Annotated in this window: 20 protein-coding genes; 19 read left to right on the forward strand and 1 reads right to left on the reverse strand. The window is 64.9% G+C overall.

All coding sequences use genetic code 11. The features are described 5' to 3' along the window. Positions 1-4: 4 nt before the first annotated feature. The 4 genes from H7F16_RS13215 to H7F16_RS13230 are packed head-to-tail and all read left to right on the forward strand — an operon-like array spanning position 5 to position 4,734. The gene (locus tag H7F16_RS13215; protein ID WP_185798069.1) at positions 5-1,780 is read left to right on the forward strand and encodes a hydantoinase B/oxoprolinase family protein; all 1,776 of its coding nucleotides are present in this window, start codon (positions 5-7) and stop codon (positions 1,778-1,780) included. Between the two features lie 3 nt (positions 1,781-1,783). Beyond that, positions 1,784-2,704 (forward strand): LysR substrate-binding domain-containing protein, encoded by a 921-nt coding sequence (locus tag H7F16_RS13220; protein WP_185798070.1) that lies wholly within the window; start codon positions 1,784-1,786, stop codon positions 2,702-2,704. A 16-nt stretch (positions 2,705-2,720) separates the two neighbouring features. Then, entirely contained in the window at positions 2,721-3,902 is a 1,182-nt protein-coding gene (locus tag H7F16_RS13225; protein ID WP_185798071.1) for an oxidoreductase, read from the forward strand. 13 nt (positions 3,903-3,915) lie between these two features. Further along, positions 3,916-4,734, forward strand: coding sequence for an FAS1-like dehydratase domain-containing protein (locus H7F16_RS13230; protein WP_185798072.1), 819 nt, complete (start codon positions 3,916-3,918; stop codon positions 4,732-4,734). Here the strand turns inward: H7F16_RS13230 and H7F16_RS13235 are convergent. Further along, entirely contained in the window at positions 4,731-5,723 is a 993-nt protein-coding gene (locus H7F16_RS13235; RefSeq protein ID WP_241741431.1) for an AraC-like ligand-binding domain-containing protein, read from the reverse strand. The genes H7F16_RS13230 and H7F16_RS13235 overlap by 4 nt on opposite strands. A 270-nt stretch (positions 5,724-5,993) precedes the next feature. Between H7F16_RS13235 and capB the strand changes: the two genes are divergently transcribed. The 15 genes from capB to H7F16_RS13310 all read left to right on the forward strand — a co-directional run bounded on the left by capB (position 5,994) and on the right by H7F16_RS13310 (position 22,138). Continuing rightward, a complete protein-coding gene (gene capB, locus H7F16_RS13240) occupies positions 5,994-7,748 on the forward strand; it encodes a caprolactamase subunit beta (protein WP_185798073.1) in 1,755 nt (584 codons plus the stop codon). 20 nt (positions 7,749-7,768) lie between these two features. Next, positions 7,769-9,856, forward strand: a complete 2,088-nt coding sequence (gene capA, locus H7F16_RS13245; RefSeq protein WP_185798074.1) for a caprolactamase subunit alpha — start codon at positions 7,769-7,771, stop codon at positions 9,854-9,856. Further along, on the forward strand, positions 9,853-10,572 hold the full coding sequence (locus tag H7F16_RS13250; protein ID WP_185798075.1) for a LamB/YcsF family protein: 720 nt from the start codon (positions 9,853-9,855) through the stop codon (positions 10,570-10,572). The genes capA and H7F16_RS13250 overlap by 4 nt, the downstream gene beginning before the upstream one ends. Before the next feature lie 17 nt (positions 10,573-10,589). Beyond that, on the forward strand, positions 10,590-10,826 hold the full coding sequence (locus H7F16_RS13255; protein WP_185798076.1) for an acetyl-CoA carboxylase: 237 nt from the start codon (positions 10,590-10,592) through the stop codon (positions 10,824-10,826). 3 nt (positions 10,827-10,829) lie between these two features. After that, positions 10,830-12,206: an acetyl-CoA carboxylase biotin carboxylase subunit gene (locus H7F16_RS13260; RefSeq protein WP_185798077.1), complete on the forward strand. Its 1,377-nt coding sequence runs from the start codon at positions 10,830-10,832 to the stop codon at positions 12,204-12,206. Next, positions 12,203-13,078, forward strand: coding sequence for a 5-oxoprolinase subunit B family protein (locus tag H7F16_RS13265; protein WP_185798078.1), 876 nt, complete (start codon positions 12,203-12,205; stop codon positions 13,076-13,078). Before H7F16_RS13260 ends, H7F16_RS13265 begins: the two co-directional genes overlap by 4 nt. After that, positions 13,068-14,039, forward strand: coding sequence for a 5-oxoprolinase subunit C family protein (locus H7F16_RS13270; RefSeq protein ID WP_185798079.1), 972 nt, complete (start codon positions 13,068-13,070; stop codon positions 14,037-14,039). The genes H7F16_RS13265 and H7F16_RS13270 overlap by 11 nt, the downstream gene beginning before the upstream one ends. Before the next feature lie 64 nt (positions 14,040-14,103). Further along, positions 14,104-15,336, forward strand: coding sequence for an ABC transporter substrate-binding protein (locus H7F16_RS13275; protein WP_185798080.1), 1,233 nt, complete (start codon positions 14,104-14,106; stop codon positions 15,334-15,336). Then, positions 15,333-16,316 carry a GntR family transcriptional regulator gene (locus H7F16_RS13280; protein WP_185798081.1) on the forward strand — a complete coding sequence of 328 codons (984 nt, stop codon included), beginning with the start codon at positions 15,333-15,335 and terminating at the stop codon, positions 16,314-16,316. Before H7F16_RS13275 ends, H7F16_RS13280 begins: the two co-directional genes overlap by 4 nt. A 200-nt stretch (positions 16,317-16,516) precedes the next feature. After that, on the forward strand, positions 16,517-17,650 hold the full coding sequence (locus tag H7F16_RS13285) for an ABC transporter ATP-binding protein (RefSeq protein ID WP_241741432.1): 1,134 nt from the start codon (positions 16,517-16,519) through the stop codon (positions 17,648-17,650). After that, positions 17,650-18,522 (forward strand): ABC transporter permease, encoded by an 873-nt coding sequence (locus H7F16_RS13290; RefSeq protein WP_185798082.1) that lies wholly within the window; start codon positions 17,650-17,652, stop codon positions 18,520-18,522. The genes H7F16_RS13285 and H7F16_RS13290 overlap by 1 nt, the downstream gene beginning before the upstream one ends. A 3-nt stretch (positions 18,523-18,525) precedes the next feature. Further along, entirely contained in the window at positions 18,526-19,377 is an 852-nt protein-coding gene (locus tag H7F16_RS13295; RefSeq protein WP_185798083.1) for an ABC transporter permease, read from the forward strand. Further along, on the forward strand, positions 19,374-20,108 hold the full coding sequence (locus tag H7F16_RS13300; protein ID WP_185798084.1) for an SDR family NAD(P)-dependent oxidoreductase: 735 nt from the start codon (positions 19,374-19,376) through the stop codon (positions 20,106-20,108). The genes H7F16_RS13295 and H7F16_RS13300 overlap by 4 nt, the downstream gene beginning before the upstream one ends. Then, positions 20,105-20,860, forward strand: coding sequence for an SDR family NAD(P)-dependent oxidoreductase (locus H7F16_RS13305; protein WP_185798085.1), 756 nt, complete (start codon positions 20,105-20,107; stop codon positions 20,858-20,860). Before H7F16_RS13300 ends, H7F16_RS13305 begins: the two co-directional genes overlap by 4 nt. 57 nt (positions 20,861-20,917) lie before the next feature. Next, positions 20,918-22,138, forward strand: a complete 1,221-nt coding sequence (locus H7F16_RS13310) for an ABC transporter substrate-binding protein (RefSeq protein WP_185798086.1) — start codon at positions 20,918-20,920, stop codon at positions 22,136-22,138. The last annotated feature ends 3 nt before the right edge of the window (positions 22,139-22,141 follow it).

Below are 22,141 nucleotides of genomic sequence, written 5' to 3' on the forward strand. Positions count from 1 at the left end.
GATCATGAGCAAGACCATAGATCCGATCACGCTTCAGGTCATCGGCGGGGCGCTTCATGCCATTGCCGAGCAGATGGGGAACGTGCTGTATCGCATGTCCTATTCGTCGATCATCCGCGAAAGCCAGGACCTTGGCGCGGGGCTGTTCGACCTTGACTACAACACGCTGTGCGAAAGCGATTCCACGCCGATGCACATCGGGTCGATCCCCGGCTACATGCGCGGGATCGAGAAGAGCATTCCGAAAAGCGACTGGCACGAGGGGGATGTGGTGATCCACAACCACCCCTATTACGGGGCCAGCCATTCGCCCGATATCGGCATTGTCATGCCGATCTTCTATCACGGCGAGCTTGTGGGTTTCTCTGCCAATACCGCGCACCATCTGGATATCGGGGCCGCCACGCCGGGGCTTATCATCGACGTGCCCGACGTCTTTGCCGAAGGGATGCTGCTGAACGGATTGAAGCTGTTCGAGGCGGGCAAGCGCAACGACACGCTCTGGCGCTATATCAGCGGCAACACGCGGGTTCCGGGGCTTGTGATGCGCGATCTCGAAGCGCAGATCGCCTCGGCGGAACTGGGCGTGAAGCGGTATTGCGAACTGATGGACACCTATGGCCGCGACACGGTCGAACAGGCGGCCAAGCAGTTGATGGACTATTCCGAAACCATGCTGCGGCGCGAGATCGCCAAGATCCCCGATGGCGATTACACCGCCGAAGGCTTCATGGATGACGATGGCCGCACAAGGGGCGTGCGCCTGCCGATCAAGGTGACGGTGCGGGTGCGGGGGGATGATGTCGAAGTGGACCTGACCGGTTCGTCGCCGCAGGTGCCCACGGCCTTCAACGTGCCCTTCGAGGGGTCGACCAAGGTTGCGTGCTACTTTGCCTTCCGCGCGCTCTTGCTCGATACCTACACGCATCAGGAATACATCCCGCAGAACGAAGGGTCGTTCCGCCCGGTCAAGGTGACGGCACCGCTCGGGTCGATCTTCAACCCCATCGCGCCTGCCGCCTGCGAGGCGCGGTTCAACCAGATCCAGCGGGTCGTGGACCTGATCATCAAGGCGCTGGCCCCGGTGCTGCCCGACAAATGCACGGCAGGGAATGCGGCCTGTTTGTCTTTCGCATCCTATTCGGGCCTGCGCGACAATGGCGACTATTGGGTGCTGATCGAGGTGAACGAGGCCGCGATGGGCGCGCGCCCCGCGTCGGACGGGCCTGACACCATCGAGGAGTTGATGCGCAACACCCGCAACAACCCGCTCGAAGACCTTGGCATGCATCTGCCGATGATCTGCGACCGCTACGAGATCCGCGACGATGTGTTCCCCGGTGCGGGGGAATATCGTGGCGGGATGGGCGTGGTGAAATCGCAGCGCTTCCTGACGCCGGGCTTCATGACGCATGAATCCGACCGCAACGAGGATACGCCCTGGGGCATCTTTGGCGGGCATGAGGGTGCGACCGCCATCGTGCGGATCGAGAACGCCACCAGCGGCCAGCCACCGCGGGACGTCGATGCCAAGTTTTCCGGCATGCGGGCCGAACTGGGCGATGTGGTGACCTATCTTTCGCCCTGCGGCGGGGGCTACGGCCATCCGCTGAACCGCGATCCGGCCAAGGTGCTGGACGACCTGCTTGACGGCTACATCACGCCCGACCATGCGCGCGACGTTTACGGAGTGGTCTTTCAGCCGGTGAAGAACGGTTACGGCTGGGGGCTTGACCATGCCGCGACCGAGGCGCTGCGGGCACGGATGCGGGCTGCGTAAGCGGTGGAGTTTCTGGACCTGCACTATTTTGTCAGCATTGCCGAGACGGGGAGTTTCACCAAATCGGCCTTGCAGAACAACATGGCGCAATCGGCGCTGAGCCGCCGCGTGCGCGACCTCGAGGCCGAGCTGGGCACGGCGCTGTTCTACCGCAACGGGCGCGGCGTGGTGCTGACCGATGCGGGCGAAGTGTTCCTGACCCGCGCGCGCGGCATCCTTGCCGAACGCGAGGCGCTGCGGCAGGACATGCGCGCTTCGGCCGGCGAGCTGGACGGGACGGTGAAGCTGGCGGTGCCGCCCTCGGTCGGGCTGGTGCTGCTGGCGCCGTTGCTGCGCCAGATCCGCGCCGATCTGCCGCGCGTGCGGATGCGGGTGATGGAGGGGTTCAGCGGCCATGTGGCCGACTGGCTGGCGGCGGGCAAGGTGGATCTTGCGGTGCTTTACAAGATGAAGTCGAGCGCGCTGCTGGATGCCGAACACCTGCTGTTCGAGGATATGTTCCTGATCTCGGCCCCCGATGCGCCGCCCTTGGGCAGCCCGTCGGGCGTGACGATGGACGAGCTTGCCGGGGAAGAGCTGGTCCTGCCCGGCCCGCCGCACGGGTTGCGCGTGCTGGTCGAGGAAGCGGCCGCCAAGGCGGGGGTCACGCTGAACGTGGCGATCGAGCTGGAAACGCTGCCCACGATCCACGATCTTGTCGGCACGGGCGGCATCCGCACCATCCTGCCGCTGACCGCCGTCAGCCGCGAGTTGCAGGCGGGCAAGCTGGTGGCGCAGCGCATCACCCCCGCCATCAGCCGCGAGTTGATCCTTGCCCATGCGCCGCATCGCGCCGCTGCCCCCGTCACCAAGGCGGTGGTGCGGCTGATCCGCGCCCAGATTTCCGATCTTGTCCGTTCCGGCATTTGGGCCGGGCGGCTGTAACATAGGAGTTCGACACATGGCCGAAGCCTTTCCGACCCTGTTTTCCCCCGTCACGCTGGGCCGCGTCACCCTGCGCAACCGTATCGCGATGGCCCCGCTGACGCGGCAGATGGCCGAAGCGGATGGCACCCCGACCGACGAGATGGTCGCCTATTACGCCCGTCGCGCGCGGGGCGGGCTTGGGCTGATCGTGACCGAAGGCACCTACGAGCAGGATGCCTTCCAGTCGCGGGCCTATCTGTCGCAGCCCGGTATCGCCAATGCCGCGCATGTGGCGGGCTGGAAGAAGGTCTGCGACGCGGTGCATGAACACGGTGCCAAGATCGTGATCCAGTTGATGCACGGCGGCCGCGTCTGCGACCCGCGCACGCTGGGCAACGAGCCGCCGGTCAGCGCCTCGGCCACGCAAAGCGGGGGCTGGACGCTTTACACGGACAACGACTACGAAAAGACCATCCGCAACATCGACGGCGATTGGCCCAAGGTGACCTTCGGCAAGGCGCGCGAATTGTCGGTGGCCGAATTGCACGCCGTGGCCGACGGCTTTGCCGCAGGGGCCAAGCGGGCGGTCGAGGCCGGGGCCGACGGGGTCGAGGTGCATGGCGCGAACGGCTATCTGCTGTGGCAGTTCATCACGCCGAAAACCAACCTGCGCACCGACGAATTCGGCGGCAGCCCCGAAAACAACGTGCGTTTCGCCAAGCTGGTGGGCGAGAAGATCCGCGCCGCCATCGGGCCGGACAAGCTGCTGATCCTGCGCCTGTCGCAGGACGGGGTGGACGATTTCACCGGCGCTTGGCCGGGCGGGACGGCCTATGCCGAGGCCATCGGGGCGGCGCTGAAGGATTCGGCCTATGACGCGCTGCATTGGGCGAGTTTCAACTACCTCGACAACCGTTTCCCCGCCGATCCGACGCCGCTGCCGACCGTGCTGAAACGCGCCTCGGGCAAGCCGATGATCACAAACGGCGGCATTGCCGAAGGCCAGCAGGCCGAGGCGGCGCTGACATCGGGTGCTGCCGACATGGTGGCGCTGGGACGGCCGCTCTTTGCCCATCCCGACTGGCCCTATATCGTGCGGTCGGGGGCCGAGTATCCATGGTTGCCGTTCGACCGGAAATACGTGATCCAGCCGCCGCTCGATTTCGGCCATGCCTATCCGATGGGGCTGGTCGATCCGAAGTGGCCGCAGCCGTAACGGAGGGCGCAGGGTGGCGGGGTTCGAGGATTGGATCGGGCGCGGGTCGCGGCGGGTGGACACACTTTCGCCGCGACTGATCGCGCAGTATCGCGCCACGCTGCCCGACCTTGCGACCGGCGAGGTGCCGCTTGGCATGTTCTGGACCCTGTCGCCCGATGCCTATCCGCCCGCCGATCTGGGGCGCGACGGGCATCCGCGGCTGGGGCTGGAACTGCCGCCGCTGCCGCTGAAACGGCGGATGTGGGCGGGGGGCGAGATCGCCTTTCACGGCAGTTTCCATGCGGGCGACGAGGTGACGCGCGACAGCCGGATCGAGCGGATCGCGGAAAAGACGGGATCGACGGGGCCGCTGATCTTTGTTTCGGTCCGGCATGACTATGGCGTCGGCGGGGCGGTGCTTGTGTCGGAACGGCAGGATCTGGTTTACCGCGAGGACCCCGCACCCGATGCGCCCGCGGTCGCCTATCCGGATGCGCCCGACCTTGGCGCGCCCTTGGCCGCCATGCCGCTGCTGGCCGACCCCGTGCGCCTGTTCCGCTTTTCGGCCCTGACCTTCAATGGCCATCGCATCCATTACGACGCCGACTATGCGCGGGACGTCGAAGGCTATGCGGGGCTGGTGGTGCATGGCCCCTTGCAGGCGGTGGCGATGATGGTGCTGGCCGCGCGGGTGCTGGAAAGGGTGCCTGCCGTCTTCAGCTATCGCGGGCTGTCGCCGCTGACCCTGGGACAAGAGGCGGTTGTCGAGGCGCATCGCGACGGGGACGCCCTTGGCTTGCGCGTGCGGCGGCGGGGCGGGCCTGTCACGATGGCGGGGCGGGCGGTCTAAGGCGTCTGGCTGGCGCGGTAGCTGCTGGGGGTCTGGCCGAACATCGCCTTGAACAGGCGCGAGAATTGCGCCTGATCGGAAAAGCCGAAGCGGTAGGCGATGTCCGACATCGGCCCCGGATTGGGCATTTGCAACAGATCGCGGGCCGCCCGCAGCCGTTGTTCGCGCACGAATTGCGAGACGGTGCAATTCACCTCGGCAAACAGTTCGTGCAGGTAGCGTTTCGAGATGCCGACCCGCTCGGCCACCAGTTCCGGCGACAGGTCGGGGTTGGACAATTGCGCCAGAATCACCGATTGCGCGCGACGGCGATGCCCTTCGCGCACCGAGGACCCGGCCCCCGTTTCCACATCGCTGCTGCGGTCGAGCGTCAGTGCGAGGAGTTCCACGAGGTGACGCCCCAGAACCGTGCCAGCCAGCGGATCGGTCGCCGGTTCGGCGGCGGTCTGGCGCTGGATCTGCTGCGCCATCGTGGTGAAAAGCGAACCGATCCCCTCGCGCCCGTTGAAGACCAGCGCGCAGAAGCGGTCGGGATTGCGCAGCTTTTCCGACAGGATGGGCTTGGCGACCTTGATGACGCAAAGGTCGTTCGCGGCGCCGTAGGAAAAGCGGTAGGGTTCGTCCCCGCGTTCGAGGATGAACCCCCCCGGATCGCAACGGACCTCGCGCCCCGATTGGCTGAATTCGACCGGCGACTGCCGGGGGATGGTGATGAGATACTGTTCCTCGGTCGTGCGCGAGATGTGGCGGCGGTGGCGTTCGTATTGCACAGCCTCGGTCTGGAGGCGCGACAGCGACAGCTCGCCCACGGTGCCGTGTTCCAGACGCCCTCCGAAACGGGCGGCATCGCGGAAGGTGAGGTCGAGCGGGAAATAGGCCTGCGCGATGACAGCATTCCAGTGATCGGCGCGGGATGACGCCGGAACATGGTCTGTGCTGTGCATCCTGTTGGTCAAGATCGTATCCGCCTTGTCCGCATCGGGGGCCATGATCGTCTTTGTATAGGCGAAGTCAATTCCGTAGCGGCATGACAGCTATGTGAACCCATCTTTCCAAGGGAAAGCAGCACTCGGGCGCGCTGGGTGACAAATGCTTGTGCGCGGATCGTCAAGACGGGGGGCGGGGAAGGGGGCAACCTGTCGGGCAATGAATGACAAGGCCGGGATTCGGCCGGAGACAGGGAGATGCCGCCACTCTCCCGCCTGCGGGCGGGATGTGTCGCCTTGTGTCCGGCCCATGGCGGACAACAGGAGATGGGCATGACCAAACGGAACGTCGACCCGATCACGCTTTCGGTGGTGCGCGGGGTGCTGGAAACCACGCAGCGCGAGATGACTTTGGCGCTGGAGCAGACGGCGCGATCCTCGGTGTTCAACCTCGCGCATGACTATTCGACGGCGCTGTTCAACCATGCGCCCGAGATGATCTTGCAGGGGCAGGACATTCCGATCCACCTCGGCTCGCTCATCCCCGCGATGAAGTCTGTCGCCAAGTATTTCGAGGGCGACATCCACGACGGCGACCTGATGTTGCACAACGATCCTGTCTATGGCGGGTCGCATATCATCGACACCTGCATGTACATGCCCGTCTTCTACGAGGGCGAGCTGGTCTTCTGGACCGTCTGCAAGGGCCACCTGACCGATATCGGCGGGCCTGTGCCTGCGGGCTACAACCCCAACGCGACCGAGATCTATGCCGAAGGTCTGCGGATCCCGCCGATCAAGATCTGGGATCAGGGCAAGCCGCGCAACGACGTGATGAACATGATCCTGTCCAACATGCGGGCGCGGCGCGACCAGGAGGGCGATTTCAACGCGCTGATCGGCGCCTGTCAGGTGGGGGCGCGGAACCTCAAGCGGCTGATGGACAAATACGGCAAGGAGATGGTGCAGGAGTGCATCGCCGAACTGCTCGACATGGCCGAACACCACATGCGCAGCCTGATCGCCGAAGTGCCGGACGGCACCTATACCGGCACCGCCATTCTCGAGGATGCCGGCCACGGCTACGGCGATTTCGAGATCACCGCCACGGTGACGATCAAGGGTGACGGCTGCCACATCGCCATCCAGTCACCACCGCAGATCCCCTATTTCATCAACAGCTACGAAGGAAACAGCCATTCCGGCGTCTACCTCGGGCTGATGATGTTCGCGCAGCTTCCGCCGCCCTATAACGAGGGGCTGTACCGCTGCGTCAGCACCGACATGGGGCCAAAGGGCACGCTGTGCAACGCCAAGTCGCCCGCGCCGCACATGAACTGCACCACGACCCCGATGGAGACGCTGACCGATGCGGTGCGGCTCGCCTTTGAACAGGCGGCACCGCACAAGGTTTCGGCAAGCTGGGGCCATGCCAACGGCTGCAACATCGCCGGGTGGGACAAGCGGCATGACGAGGAATATGTGACGATGGTTCTGGCCTCGATCATCTCGGGGGCGGGGGCCACGTCGCAGGCCGACGGCTGGCACGCGGTGGGGCCGGAATGCTGCTTCGGCGCGTTGACCTCGGGCGATATCGAGATGCTGGAACACAGCTATCCGATCATCATCCACCGCTACTCGCTGATGGAAGACAGCGGCGGGGCGGGCAAGAACCGTGGCGGGTCCGGCACCTGCTGGGAGGTGGAGCCGCTCGACAGCCCGATGACGCTTATCACCTTTGGCGAGGGGCGCCGCATTCCCGCGATGGGTGCTGCGGGCGCGAAATCCGCGATGGTGTCGAAAAAGGTCGGGCGGCTTGAGCTGACCCGCAACGGATCGACGCAGATCATCACCGACAACGTGATCGAAACCATCCAGCCCGGCGAGCGGGCAGCCAACAAGAACCCCGGCGGCGGGGGCTATGGCAACGCCTTTGAACGCGATGTGCAGAAGGTGGTCGAGGATGTCCGCAACGGTCTGGTCAGCCTCGAGGGGGCGCGGCTCGACTATGGCGTGGTCATCACCGACCGCGAAACGCTGGCGGTCGACGCCGCCGCAACCGCAGCCCTGCGCGCCAACGCCGCCTGACGGACACAAGGAAGAAAACCATGCAGAACACCTATCGTCTGGGCATCGACGCCGGCGGCACCTTTACCGATTTCATCCTTGCCGACCGCACGGGGGAGGTGCGCATCTTCAAGGCGCTTTCCACCCCGCAAGATCCGACGCAGGCCATCCGCAACGGGTTGGCGCTGATCGAGGAAGAGACGGGCATCACCGCGACCGAGATCGTCTCGAATGCCGATCTGTGCATCAACGGCACGACCGTGGGCCTGAACGCGCTGATCCAGCACAAGGGCGCGCGCACGGGGCTGATCGCCACGGCCGGGCACGAGGACAGCATCGAAATCCGTCTGGGCCACAAGGAGGACGGCTATCGCTACGATCCCGAATATCCGCCCGCCCGCATGCTTGTGCCGCGCTACCTGCGGCGCGGCGTGCGCGAGCGCGTGGTTTCGACCGGGGCCGTGCATACCCCGCTGCATGAGGAAGACGTCCGCGACGCCTGCCGCCATTTCCTGCGCGAGGGCGTGGATTCGGTCGCCATCAGCTTTGTCTGGTCGGTGCTGCACCCCGAACACGAACAGCGCGCCGCCGAGATCGTGCGCGAGATGATGCCCGGCGTGCGGCTGACCGTGGGCAGCCTGCTCTATCCGCAGGTGCGTGAATATACCCGCACCTCGACCGCCATCGTGAACGCCTATCTCGCGCCGATCCTGTCGCGCTATGTCGAAGCGGTGGACGGCTATTTCCGCAGCCTCGGGGCCAAGAATCCCGTGCGCTACTTCCAGTCGAACGGCGGGCTTGCGCTGGGGTCGGTGGTGTCGGACCAGTCGGTCTATGCCATCAACTCGGGCCCCGCATCGGCCCCGCAGGCGGCGCTGTATATCGGCGAGCCGTGGGATTTGAAGAACATCATCACCGTCGACATGGGCGGCACGTCGTTCGACATCACGCTGACGCGGGACGGGCGGGCGAATGTGTCGAAGAACATCGATTTCCTGCGCTACCGCATCGGGATTCCGATGATCCAGGTGGAAACGCTGGGCGCGGGCGGCGGGTCGATCGGCTGGATCGACAGCATGGGCCTGTTGCAGATGGGGCCGCAATCGGCGGGGTCGGAACCGGGACCCGCGTGCTACGACCAGGGGGGCGAGAAGCCGACGACGACGGACGCGAACCTTGTGCTTGGCTACCTCAATCCCGATGGTCTGGTGGGCGGGCGCCTGCCGCTGGCGGTGGACAAGGCCAAGACGGCCATCGACGCGCATCTGGCCAAGCCGCTTGGTCTGAGCATCGCGCAGGCGGCCTATGGCATGTTCACCATCGTCAACAACAACATGGTCAACGCCATCCGCCGCGTGTCGGTCGAGCGGGGCTATGACCCGCGCGATTTCGTGCTGAACTGCGCGGGCGGGGCGACGGGCGCGCATATCACGGCGCTGGCGCGGGAAATGGGCATCACCCGTGTTCTGGTGTCAAAGCTGGCTTCGGGGCTGTGCGCCTATGGGCAGATCATTTCCGACGTCAAATACAACTACATGGCCCCCGCGCCCGTGCGTCTGGAAGGCGCTGCGGCTGCGGCCAAGCTGGACGGGTTGTTCAAGGGGCTGGAAGCGCGCGGCGTCACCGACCTGAAGAAAGACGGCTTCACCGAGGACCGCATTTCGATTCGACGCAGCCTTGATATGCGCTACGTCGGGCAGGTGCATGAATGCACCGTCGATGTGGACCCGTTCGCGCTGGACGAAGCGGCGCTCGAGCAGCTCAAGACGGCGTTCCATGCGCGGCACGAAGAGCTTTACACCTATTCCGAGCCGGGTAGCGTGGTGGAAGTGGTGAACGTGGAAAGCGCGATTTCGGGGCGGGTGGACAGGCCGCGCCGGATGAGCATTGCCAAGGGTGCGGGCGCAGACAAGGCGCTGGCCGGAACGCGGGCGATGATTTTCGCCGCCGACGGCAAGGCGCAGGAAACGCCGGTCTACACCGGCGAGAAACTGGGCGCGGGCGACCGGATCACCGGCCCCGCCGTGATCGAGGAAGTCACGACCACGCTTGTCGTGGAACCGGGCTGGAAGGCGGAACTGACGGAGTCGGGTGTCTATCTGCTCGACTATACGGGGGGGGCGGCATGACGATCATCAACTGCGACATGGGCGAGGGCTTCGGCCTTTACCGCATCGGTGACGACGAAGGGCTGATGCCGCTGATCGACGTGGCCAACGTGGCCTGCGGCTTTCACGCATCGGACTTCAACCACATGCGGCGCACGGTGCAGCTTGCCAAGCAATGCGGCGTCAAGGTGGGGGCGCATCCGTCGCTGCCCGACCTGCAGGGCTTTGGCCGCCGCGAGATGAAGATCGGGCGCGAGGAACTGGTCAATTGCATGATCTACCAGATCGGCGCGTTGAAAGGCTTTCTCGACGCCGAGGGCATGGTGCTGAACCACATCAAACCGCATGGCTCGCTTTATGGCATGGCCGCGCGGATGGAGGATGTGGCCCATGCCGTCGCCGATGTGGCCGACATCTTCCGCGTGCCGCTTTACGGCATGGCGGGGACGCTGCACGAAAGCGTCTACACCGCGCGGGGGCATGGTTTCGTTTCGGAATTCTACGCCGACCTTGACTACAACGACCAGGGCGGGCTGATCATCACCCGCGAACATGCCGCGACCGATCCCGACGCCGCCGCCACGGCCTGCCTGCGCGCGATGCGCGAGGGGCGCGTGCGGTCGGTCGGCGGCGTCGACGTTCCCGTGCGCGCCGATGCGATCTGCGTGCATTCCGACACACCGAACGCCGTGCAGGTGGCCCAAGCCGTGCGCGCGGCGGTCAAATCGGCAGCTTGAGACAAAGGACAGACACCATGGCAAAACAGATTCTCTCGCCCCTTCCCGGCACGTTCTACCGCCGCCCGTCTCCGGACAAGCCGGCCTTCAAAGAGGTGGGCGACACGGTCGCGGTGGGCGATGTGATCGGGCTGATCGAGGTGATGAAATCCTTCAACGAGGTCGCGGCCGATCAGGCCGGCGTCATCACCGGCTTTCCGGCCGATGACGAGGAACCCGTGATGGCGGGCCAGCCGCTGGTCGAGCTGGGCTGACCGATGGCAATCCGCAAACTTCTCGTCGCCAATCGGGGCGAGATCGCGGTGCGGATCATCCGCGCCGCGCAGGAGCTTGGCATCAGGACGGTGGCGGTTCACAGCCTTGCCGATGCCGACAGTCTGGCCGTGAAGCTGGCCGACGAGGCCGTGCCGATCGGCCCGCCCGCGGCGTCGAAATCCTATCTGAAGATCGATGCGATCCTTGAAGCGGCCCGCCTGACAGGGGCCGATGCGGTGCATCCGGGCTATGGTTTTCTGGCCGAGAACGCCGATTTCGCCGATGCGGTGGAAGCGGCAGGCATGGTCTGGGTCGGCCCCAAGGGCGACAGCATCCGCGTGATGGGCGACAAGGTCGCCGCCCGCATCGCCGCCGAAGCGGCGGGCGTTCCGGTGGTGCCGGGGTCTGACGGGCGCATCGACGACCCTGATCAGGCCCGCGCCGTGGCGCTGGCCATCGGCTTTCCGGTGATGATCAAGGCCGCCGCCGGGGGCGGGGGCCGTGGCATCCGCATCGCCCATGACATGGAGGAATTCGAGCGCCTGATGCCGCAGGCCAGCGCCGAGGCCAAGGCCGCCTTTGGCGACGGTGGCCTGTACATGGAAAAGGTGATCGAGCGGGCCCGCCATATCGAGGTGCAGGTTCTGGGCGACGGCACCCGCGCCGTGCATTGCTTCGAGCGGGAATGTTCGCTGCAACGCCGCCGCCAGAAGGTGTGGGAGGAAGCGCCTTCGGCCAGCCTGCCGCAGGCGATGCGCGAAAGGCTCTGCGCCTCGGCCGTGGCCCTTGCGGAAGCGGTGGGCTATCGCGGGGCGGGAACGCTGGAATACCTTTATGACGATGCATCGGGCGCGTTCTATTTCATCGAGATGAACACGCGGATCCAGGTCGAGCATCCGGTGACCGAGATGGTCACGGGCGTCGATCTGGTGCGCGAGATGATCCGCATCGCGGGGGGCGAGCCGCTGCGCTACCGGCAAGAGGACATCCGACTTACAGGCCATGCGATCGAGGTGCGGATTTGCGCCGAGGACCCGTCCAAGGGGTTCCAGCCCGCGCCGGGGACGATTTCGGCGCTGCGCGTGCCGGGCGGGGCGGGGGTGCGGTTCGATACGATGCTTTATCAGGGCTATACCGTGCCGCCCTTCTACGACTCGCTTCTGGGCAAGCTGATCGTCTGGGACGAGGACCGCGCCTCGGCCATCGCCCGCATGCGCCGCGCCTTGGGCGAGCTGGCGGTCGAAGGGCTGCCCACGACCCGCCCCCTGCACATGCTTCTGGCCCGCGACCCCGAGGTCGCGCAGGCCGATTTCCACACGCGCTGGCTGGAACCCTGGCTTGAGCGGAATGCACACCGGCTTGAGGAGACCCCGGAATGAAGACCAGATACTCCTTCGGTGGCGACGAGCACATCTTCGTCGAATGCGATGAGGAAATGTCGCTCGAAGCCTTTTTCAAGGGCATGTCGATCACCAGCGCCCTGCGCGAGGCCAAGATCAAGGGCGTGACCGAGATCTGCCCCGCCAACGCCTCGTTCCAGGTGCGGTTCGATCCGGATGTGATCTCGCCCGATGACATGATGGCCGAACTGAAAAAGCTCGAGACGGTCGCGCAGGCGGCCGCGCCGACCTTGCAGACGCGGATCATCGAAGTGCCGGTCCTGTATAACGATCCGTGGACGCACGAGACGCTGATGCGGTTCCGCGAACGGCATCAGGACCCGACCTCGACCGATATCGAATACACCGCGCGGATCAACAACCTCGACGGGGTGGACGGTTTCGTAAAGGCGCATTCCGGCGCGCCGTGGTTCGTGTCAATGGTGGGGTTCGTGGCGGGTCTGCCGTTCCTGTACCAGATGGTCGACCGCAAGCGGCAGATCCAGTCGCCCAAATACCTGCGCCCGCGCACCGATACGCCGCGGCTGACCGTGGGGCATGGCGGCTGCTTTGCCTGCATCTATTCGGTGCGCGGGGCGGGGGGATACCAGATGTTCGGCATCACCCCGATGCCGATCTATGACCCCAACCAGACGGTGCCTTACCTGCGCGATTTCATGTGCCTGTTCAGCCCCGGCGATATCGTGAAGTGGAAGCCCATCGACCGCGAGGAATACGACCACACGGTCGCCGAGGTGGATGCGGGCCGCTGGATGCCGCGCATTGCCCCTGTCAGCTTCTCGCTGTCCGAGTTCCAGAAGGACATCGACGGCACCAACGCCCGCATCATGGAGGCGCTCAATGGCCATTAACGTCATCAAGCCGGGCCTTTCCACCACGGTTCAGGACCTTGGCCGCCCCGGCTATTACCACATCGGCATTCCCACCTCGGGCGGGATGGACACGCTGTCGCTGGCGGCGGCGAACCTGCTGGTGGGCAATGCCGCCGGCGATGCGGTTCTGGAAGCGGTGTTTCTGGGCCCGGAACTCGAATTCACCGCCGATGCGACCGTTGCCGTGACGGGGGCCGACATGCCGCCCAAGGTCGATGGCGAAGAGCGCGCGGGCTGGACCGCCTTCAAGGTGAAGAAGGGGCAGGTGCTGAGCTTCGGGTTCCTGAAAGCCGGGGCGCGGGCCTATATCGCCGTGTCGGGCGGAATCGACGTGCCGGTGGTGCTGGGATCGCGGTCGACCTATACGCTGGGCGCGCTGGGCGGGTTCAAGGGGCGCAAGCTGGAAGCGGGCGACACGCTTCCCGTGGGGGCGCGGGCGGGTGCTGCCGAAGGGCGGAGCCTGCCCGAAACCCTGCGCCGCAAGCCCGGAATGCCTGCCGAGTTGCGGATGCTGCCGGGGCTTTACTGGCACCGCATCACCGAGGCGGCGGGCAAGAACTTCTTCGAGGATACATGGAAGGTCGCGCCCGAGGCGGACCGCATCGGCTATCGCTTCAAGGCCGGGCGCCCGCTGGAATTCGTGGCGCGCGACCAGCCCTTCGGCGCGGGGTCGGACCCGTCGAACATCGTGGACGCCTGCTATCCCTATGGCTCGGTTCAGGTGCCGGGCGGAACGGAGCCCATCGTGCTGCACCGCGACGCGGTGTCGGGGGGCGGTTACTTCATGCTCGGCACGGTCGTCTCGGCCGACATGGACCTGATCGGGCAGTTGCAGCCGCATACGCCGACGCGCTTTGTGAAGGTGACGATGGAACAGGCGCTGCAAGCGCGGCACGACCGCAAGGCGGTGCTTGACGCCATCACCGCCGCGCTGGTCTGAAGGGGGCGACCGAAACAGGGCGGGGGCAATCACGCTGCCCCCGCCGCACCCGACGCGAGGGACGATGAAGGACGACGCCAAACCCGAACTTTCGACCCCTCCGATTGTGCCCCGGCGCAAGTTGCGGGTGCTTGGCACGTCGATCACGCTGCTCAAACCGGTGCGAGACAGGGCCAAGGCCGATCTCGGGTTCGACATCGCCTTCGAGAAGATGGATTTCCTGTCCTGCCAGCGCTGGGCGGCGATGGAGCCGGACAGCTACGACATCTACGAACAGTGCTTCCATAACCTCGACATCGTGTGGTTCTGGGGGGCGTTGCAGCCCATCGACATCGGGCGCATTCCCGAATGGGACAATATCTCGGACCTTGTGAAGCTCGGCGGGGTCAGCAAATACGCCGGACGCGGGCGGGGCGATGCGCCTGCCAAGAAGCTTTACGTCCAGCCGGGCGGCTTTCTGGGGCCGAAGCCGTCGCGCTATGTCAGCATGTTGCCGACCGTGCATAACATGGACAGCTTCGGCTATGACGCCCGCATCTTCGGCGAGGGGCCGGATGTGCGCCCAAGCTGGGCATGGCTGCTTGATCGGCGGGCCAAGGGGCGGATCGCGCTGGTGGACGAACCCGCCATCGGCTTTTTCGATGCCGCCCTTGCGGCGGAAGCCGCGGGCGAACTGGAATTCGCCGATATCGGCAACATGACCATCGACGAGATCAACGCACTGATGAAGCTGCTCGAGGATCGGCGCGCGGAAGGCTACTTCCGTGGCACATGGCGCGACGGGGTCGAGGCGGCCGAGCTTGCCGAAGAGGGCGCTGTCGCGGTGCAAAGCATGTGGTCGCCCGTTTACGGCAAGCTGCGCAAGGCGCGGGCGCATTTCGTCGAATCGGCGCCCTCGGAAGGCTATCGCGCGTGGCACGGCGGCGGCAGCCTGTCGCGGCATCTGCGCGGGGCCGAACTGGATATGGCCTATGAATATCTGAACTGGTGGCTTTCGGGCTATGCCGGCGCGGTCATGGCGCGGCAGGGCTACTACATCTCGAACCCGCAGCGGGCGCGGGAATGGATGATGCCCGAGGAATGGGCCTATTGGTACGAAGGGGCCGCAGCCGCCCGCGACCTGTCGGGGCCGGATGGCGAGGTGGCGGTGCGGGCCGGCGAACGGCGGGCGGGCGGCCCCTATGTCGACCGCGCGCGGCGCATCGTGATCTGGAACACGGTCATGGACGAATACAACTACGCCGCCCGCGCGTGGGAACGCTTCGTGCGCCGCGTGAACGAGGGGGCCGCGACATGATCCGTTCGGTCAACCCGCTTGCGCAAGAGCCGCGCTACGAACTGATCGGGCGCGTCCTGCGCGAGAACATCCTGTCGGGTGTACTGCCGCAGGGGTTCGTGCTGCTGGAAGGGCCGATTGCCGCCGTCATGCAGACCAGCCGCGTTCCGGTGCAATCGGCGCTGCGGCAATTGCTGGAAGACGGGCTGATCCACCGGTTCGACGGGCGCGGCTATCTGGTCGGGCAGGGCGGGGCGGATGTGATTCCGATCCGCCGCGACATCCGCGAACTGGAGCTTGAGATTCCGCAGGTCGTGGACGAGGCGTTGCAGACGCGCGGCACGTGGCGGCATGTCTATGACAAGGTCGAGGAAGAAGTGGCCTCGTGCCAGATCTTCGGTGAATTCCGCATCGTCGAGACGGAACTCGCGGATCACCTTGGCGTCAGCCGTACCGTGGTGCGCGATGTGCTGGCGCGGTTGCAGGAACGCGGGCTGGTGCGCAAAAGCCCAAGCTCGCACTGGATCGCGGGGCCGCTGACGGCGCGGACGGTCAGCGAGAAATTCGAGCTGCGCGGAATCATGGAACCCGCAGCACTGCGACTCGCCGGGCCGCATATCCGTTATGCCGAAGTCGAGGCCCTGCTGGAACGCACCGGCACCGACCCCGGGATCACGCCGCAGTATCTGGGCGATGCGCTGCTTGAACTTTGTATTGCGCAGGCACCAAACACGGCTTTGGTCGAGATGATCCGGTCCAACCGCCTGCTTCTGTCATCGGTCGACCGTGCGCTGATCCTGCTCGGACTGCCCCGAGACGAGGATACGATCGAGCAATACCAGACGCTTCTGGACCTGATCACGCACCATCCCATTGATTCTGCTTGCGAATATCTGCGCTACCACCTGTCCATCACCGCGCGACGATATCTGGCGCGGATGAAGATCGTCGCGGTGATCGACGAAACAGGCTCTTTCGCACCCTATCTCAGTCCGCAGTAAAACGGCTGTAGTACGCAATGTTCACAATGCCTGCTTGGCGGCACTTCGCTGTCGGCAAGTTTTTTCGGCGATTTGTTGCTTTACTTGCCTAAAAAAGCCGAAACTCGCAATTTAATAACCAGTTGACAGGTGGGCAAACCACCTATGTTATACGAAGTACAGTTTTTCCGAAGTGACTCGCGCAGGCGGTCGTTTCGGTTTTGACCAAAAACAATCAGGTCGGTCCCATCGAGGGCAGGCCGAACCCAGGCGAGGTGATGGTGGACACGGCGGTCTTCAGATTAGAGGGCGTGACCAAGCGCTATGGCGATCTGGTCGCACTCAACAACGCGACGCTCGAAGTCGGGGCGAACGAATATCTTTCGTTCCTCGGGCCGTCGGGGTCGGGCAAGACCACGCTTCTTCGCGTGATCGCAGGCTTCGAGGCGCCGGAATCCGGGCGCGTGCATTTCGAGGGGCGCGATATCACCAACGTCCCCGCGCACGAGCGCGGGATCGGCTTTGTCTTCCAGAACTTCGCCCTGTTTCCGCATCTGACGGTGATACAGAACGTGGGCTTCGGCCTGACGCATGGCAAATCGGGCCTGTCTGCCGCCGAGGTGGAACGCCGCGCCGTCGAGATGATCGAACTGGTGGGGCTTTCGGGCATGGAGGGGCGCGGGGTCGACCAGATTTCGGGCGGGCAGCGCCAGCGCGTCGCTCTGGCGCGGACGCTGGCGATGAAGCCCAAGCTCGTGTTGCTGGACGAACCGCTCGGCGCGCTTGACGCGAACCTGCGGTCGCGGATGCGCAACGAATTGCGCGCCATCCGCGAACGGCTGGGCGTGACCTTCCTGCATGTGACGGGCAGCGAGACCGAAGCCCTGGCGATGGGCGACCGCGTCGTGGTGCTTGACCGTGGCACGATCATCCAGACCGGCACCCCGGGCGAGGTATACGACCGCCCCGCATCGCCGGACGTCGCGCATTTCCTGAACCGCTTCAACCTGTTCGACGGGCAGCTTGCCAAGGGCAGCTTTACCGGCGCTTTCGGCACGGCACCCGCCCCGCGCGCCACCCGCGCCGACCGCGATGTCTATGCCGTGCGCTACGATCGCGTGAAGGTTCTTCCCGTTTCGGCCAAGCCCGAAGGCCCCGCCTTGAAGGCGACCTTCATCGCGTCGGAATATCTGGGATCGTCGATCATGAACTTCTTCGACGCGGGCCACGGCCACCCGATCGAGATGGAACACCATCTCAGCCTTGGCGCACCCGACATCTATGAACCCCGGCAGGACTATCTGCTGACCTGGAACCCCGAACAGGCCATCGTCTTTGGCCGCGAGGCAGTGTGATGACCAGCACCGTCACCATTCAGCAGCGCCAGTCCAAGGTGACCCGTTGGCTGCTTATCCCCGGCATTGTCTGGATGTCGCTTTTCCTCGTCGTGCCGATCGCGATGATTGTCTATGTCTCGTTCTGGACGCAGACGACCTTCAACATCTCGTCCGATCCGACGCTGGCAAGCTGGAAGCAATTCTTCACCTCCGATACCTATACAGGCTCGCTCTGGACCACGATCCGCATCTGGCTGATCGTTCTGGCGACGACCTTCATCGTCGGCTATCCGACGGCGCTTTTCGTCGGGCTTTTCGTGAAATCTAAGACGCTGTCGACCGTGCTTCTGGTGGTTTGCGTCATTCCCTTCTGGACGTCGTTCCTGATCCGCGTTCTGGCGTGGCGGCCGATGCTGGGCAAAGAGGGCGCGATCAACATCGTGCTGCTGCATCTTGGCATCATCCAGCAACCGATCGAGGTGCTGCTGTTCACCGAACTCTCGGTCATCATCGGCATGACGCAGATCTATTGCGTGTTCATGGTCGGCCCCATCGCCTTCATGCTCAGCCGGATCGACCGCAACATCATCGAAGCGGCGCGCGATCTGGGCGCGGGCTTCGGGCGGATTTTCTGGAAGATCATCTTCCCGCTGTCGCTGCCCGGCGTGGTCGTGGGCGCGATCTTCGTCTCGGTCATGGTGCTTGGCGAATTCGCCACCTCGGGCGCGCTGTCGGGCCGCAAGGTGAACCTGCTGGGCAACATCATCGTGACGCAGGTCGGCTCGTTGAAATGGGCGATGGCCTCGGTCGTGGGGGTGGTGCTGACCATCGTCATGGGCATCGTGATCGCCGGTTTCCTGCGTATCGTCGATCTGAAGCGGGAGCTGTAAGCCATGGAATCGCGTATCATCAAACCTGCGCTTGGCGTCTATGTCGCGCTGTTCGTGCTGTTCCTCTATGGCCCCTTCGTGGTGCTGACGATCATCTCGTTCCAGCAGGGGCCGGATGGCGGGCCGCAATTCCCGATCATCGAATGGTCGACCTACTGGTACCGGCAGATCTTTGGCCTGACCCCTCCGTCGCGCATCGCGCCGCTGCCCTTTGGCGAGGCGCTGATCCGCTCGCTGGTGCTGGCGCTGATGACGATGGTCGTTTCGACCGTGCTGGGCGTGATGTCGGCGCAGGCGTTCCGGCGGAACTTCAAGGGCTCGGCCTTCGTGTTCTACCTGATCGTGCTGGGCATGATGGTGCCGGGCGTGCTGACCGGTCTTGGCACCTCGCTTCTGGCCAACAACATCATCGGGATCGAGCGGCACTGGTATACGACCGCCTTCGCGACCCATGTGGCCTATACCTTCCCCTTTGCCTTCCTTGTGATGCTGGCGATCCTGAACCGTTTCGACAGTTCCGTGGAAGAGGCGGCGTGGTCGCTGGGTGTCGATCCGTGGACCACCTTCCGCAAGGTGACCTTTCCGCTGATCTTCCCGGGCGTGCTGTCGGCGATGCTCTTTGCCTTTACGCTGTCGCTTGACGAATTCCCGCGCACGCTGTTCGCATCGGGCCGTGACCAGACGCTGCCGCTGGCGATCTACGGGACATTCTCGGTCGAGATCCATCCCAACATCTTCGCCTTTGGCGTGCTGACCACGCTGTTCTCCTTTGCGCTCTTGTCGGTCTACGGGATCCTGATGGCGATGTCGGTCCGCCGCGCCAAGAAGATGGCCATGCAGGAGGACATTGCATGAGCCGGACGGCGGGAACCGCAATCGTCACCGGCGCGGGGTCGGGCATCGGGCGGGCCATCGCGCAGCGTCTGGCGGCCGATGGCTACAAGGTGATGGTCAACGACTTCCGGGCAGCGGCGGCAAGCGCCGTGGCCGCGGAAATCGGGCAAGCCGCCCGCAGCATCGGCGGCGACGTGTCGGACGCGGGCGATGTGGCGGCCATGGTCGCCGAGACCGAGTCCGCATTCGGCGCGGTGACGCATCTGGTCAACTGCGCGGGCCATGTGCATCAGGCGCGGTTCCAGGACCTGACCGCCGAGGATTTCGACCGCATGATCGCGGTGCATCTGCGCGGCACCTTCCTTTGCACCCGCGCGGTGATCGACGGGATGCTGGCGCGCAAGTCGGGGGTGATCGTCAACGTCGCCTCGCAGCTGGGCCAGATCGGCGGGGTGGAGCTTGTCCATTATTCCGCCGCCAAGGCCGGGATCATCGGGCTGACCAAGGCGCTGGCGCGCGAAGTCTCGTCGCAGGGCATCCGCGTGAATGCGGTGGCCCCCGGTCCGATCAACACGCCGCTGGTGCGCAGCCTGTCCGAGGACTGGCAGCGCGCCAAGGCCGCCGAATTGCCGCTGGGCCGTTTCGGCGAACCCGAAGAGGTGGCCGAGGCCGTGTCCTTCCTTTGCTCGCCCGCCGCCTCGCTGTTCGTCGGCCAGACGCTGGGTCCGAATTCCGGAGATGTGATGCTATGAGCGAAACCGTCCTGATCACGGGTGCCGGTATCGGCATCGGCCGTGCCGCCGCCGTCGCCTTTGCGGCGGCGGGCTACCATGTCGTCGTGACCGACGTTCTGGATGCCGAAGGGCACGCCGTCGTGGCCGAGATCAAGGCCGCGGGTGGCAGCGCCGAATATCACCGCCTCGACGTGCGATCGACCGCCGATGCCGATGCGCTCGTGGCACGGATCGAAGCCGAACGCGGCGGGATCGACGTGATCGTGGCCAATGCGGGCATCGCGCACAAGGTGCCGCTTCCCGCGCTGACCGACGAGAAGTGGGACCACACCTTCGACATCGACCTGAAGGGCATTTTCCGCGTCATCCGCCCCGCGCTGGCCGGAATGAAGGCGCGCAAGAAGGGCGCGATCGTCGCCTTGTCGTCGATCATGGGCGTGGCCTACGGGTGGGACGAACATGTCCATTACTCGGCCGCCAAGTCCGGCGTGGTGGGTCTGGTGCGCGGCCTTGCGGTCGAACTCGCCAAGGACGGCATCCGCGTGAACGGCGTGGCGCCGGGCTATATCCGCACCGCGCAACTGTTATCGAAGGAGAACTCGCTTGGCCCCGAAGGTGCGGCCAAGGCGGGCGAATTCATCCCGATGGGCCGCATCGGCGAGCCGGATGAAATCGCCGATGTGATCCTTTTCCTGGCATCCAACGGCGCCCGATACATGACCGGACAGGTCGTGGTCGTGGACGGAGGATTGCTCGTCGGGCGCTACTGATCCGGCGGGACAAAGAAGAAGACAAGACGCAACAGACGTAACAGGAGGTACTACCACATGAACGATATGTCGCTGTCGCGGCGCAAGTTCCTGCAGACCACCGCAGGCACCGCTGCCCTTGCCGCCGGGGGCCTTCCCTTTGGCGCGCAACAAGCCTTTGCTGCCGACCTCGCCTCGCAGGAACTGCGGACGGTCGGCCTTTCGGTGACCGTGCAGGAACGCATCCTGAACGATTTCAAAGCGGCCTCGGGCGTCAAGGCAGTGTCGGGCAAAGCCGACATCTTCCCGAACACCCAGACCGAACTGCTGTCGGGTTCGACCGCCTACGACTGCTGGGAAACCATCGGCGAGCGTCTGCCGTCGATCGTGCAGACCGATCTGGTCGCCCCGATCGCCACCGCCAACCTGACCAACTGGACCGGCGTCGGCGAAAGCTTCCTGAAGCCTTCCGACAAGTGGGAAGCCCGCGCCCAGATCGTCGGCCAGATCTGGACCGACGAGTCGCAGACCGCGCTGAACATGGTGCCGACCGTCTACAACTTCGACTCCATCGGCTACCGCCCCGACCTCGTCTCGGCGGAAGAAGCGTCGATGTGGTCCTCGCTGTTCGACCCCAAGTTCAAGGGCAAGACCGGCCTGAACGTCGACCCGCTGATCGCTTTCGGTCAGGCCGTCATGGCCATGAACGAAATGGGTCTGCTGGAAGTGCCGAACCCGGGCAATCCGGATGCGGCGGCCATCGAAGAAGCGGCCAAGTTCCTGATTTCGAAGAAGAAAGAAGGCCAGTTCCGCGCCCTTTGGGGTGACTTCGGCGAGCTTGTCAACCTGCTCGCCTCGGGCGAGATGATCCTTGCCGACGCGTGGCAGCCTGCTGTCATGGCCGTCAAGGCGCAGGGCGTGCAGTGCTCGTATGCCACCATGAAGACGGGCTATCGCGGCTGGGCCATCGGCGTTTCGGCGCTGAAATCCTCGCCCAACCTCGATGCCGTCACCGCCTATGCCGATTACTGGCTGTCGGGCGGCCCGGCTGTGGCCGTGTCGGAACAGGGCTACTACTCGCCCAACGACAAGGTCAAATCGGTCATGGCCCCCGAGAAGTACGCCTTCTGGTACGAGGGCGCACCGTGGGTCGGCGCGGAAGAGCGCGGCATCAAGGAAGGCGATCTGCGCGACGGCGGCTCGTTGGCCACCCGTGCGGCGAACGTCGCCTACTGGCACCAGTGGCCGGATGAGTACGACCTGCTGATCTCGAAGTGGGACGAATTCCTGTCGGCTTGATCG

The sequence above is a fragment of the Paragemmobacter straminiformis genome (assembly GCF_014243445.1).
Classification (GTDB): domain Bacteria; phylum Pseudomonadota; class Alphaproteobacteria; order Rhodobacterales; family Rhodobacteraceae; genus Paragemmobacter; species Paragemmobacter straminiformis.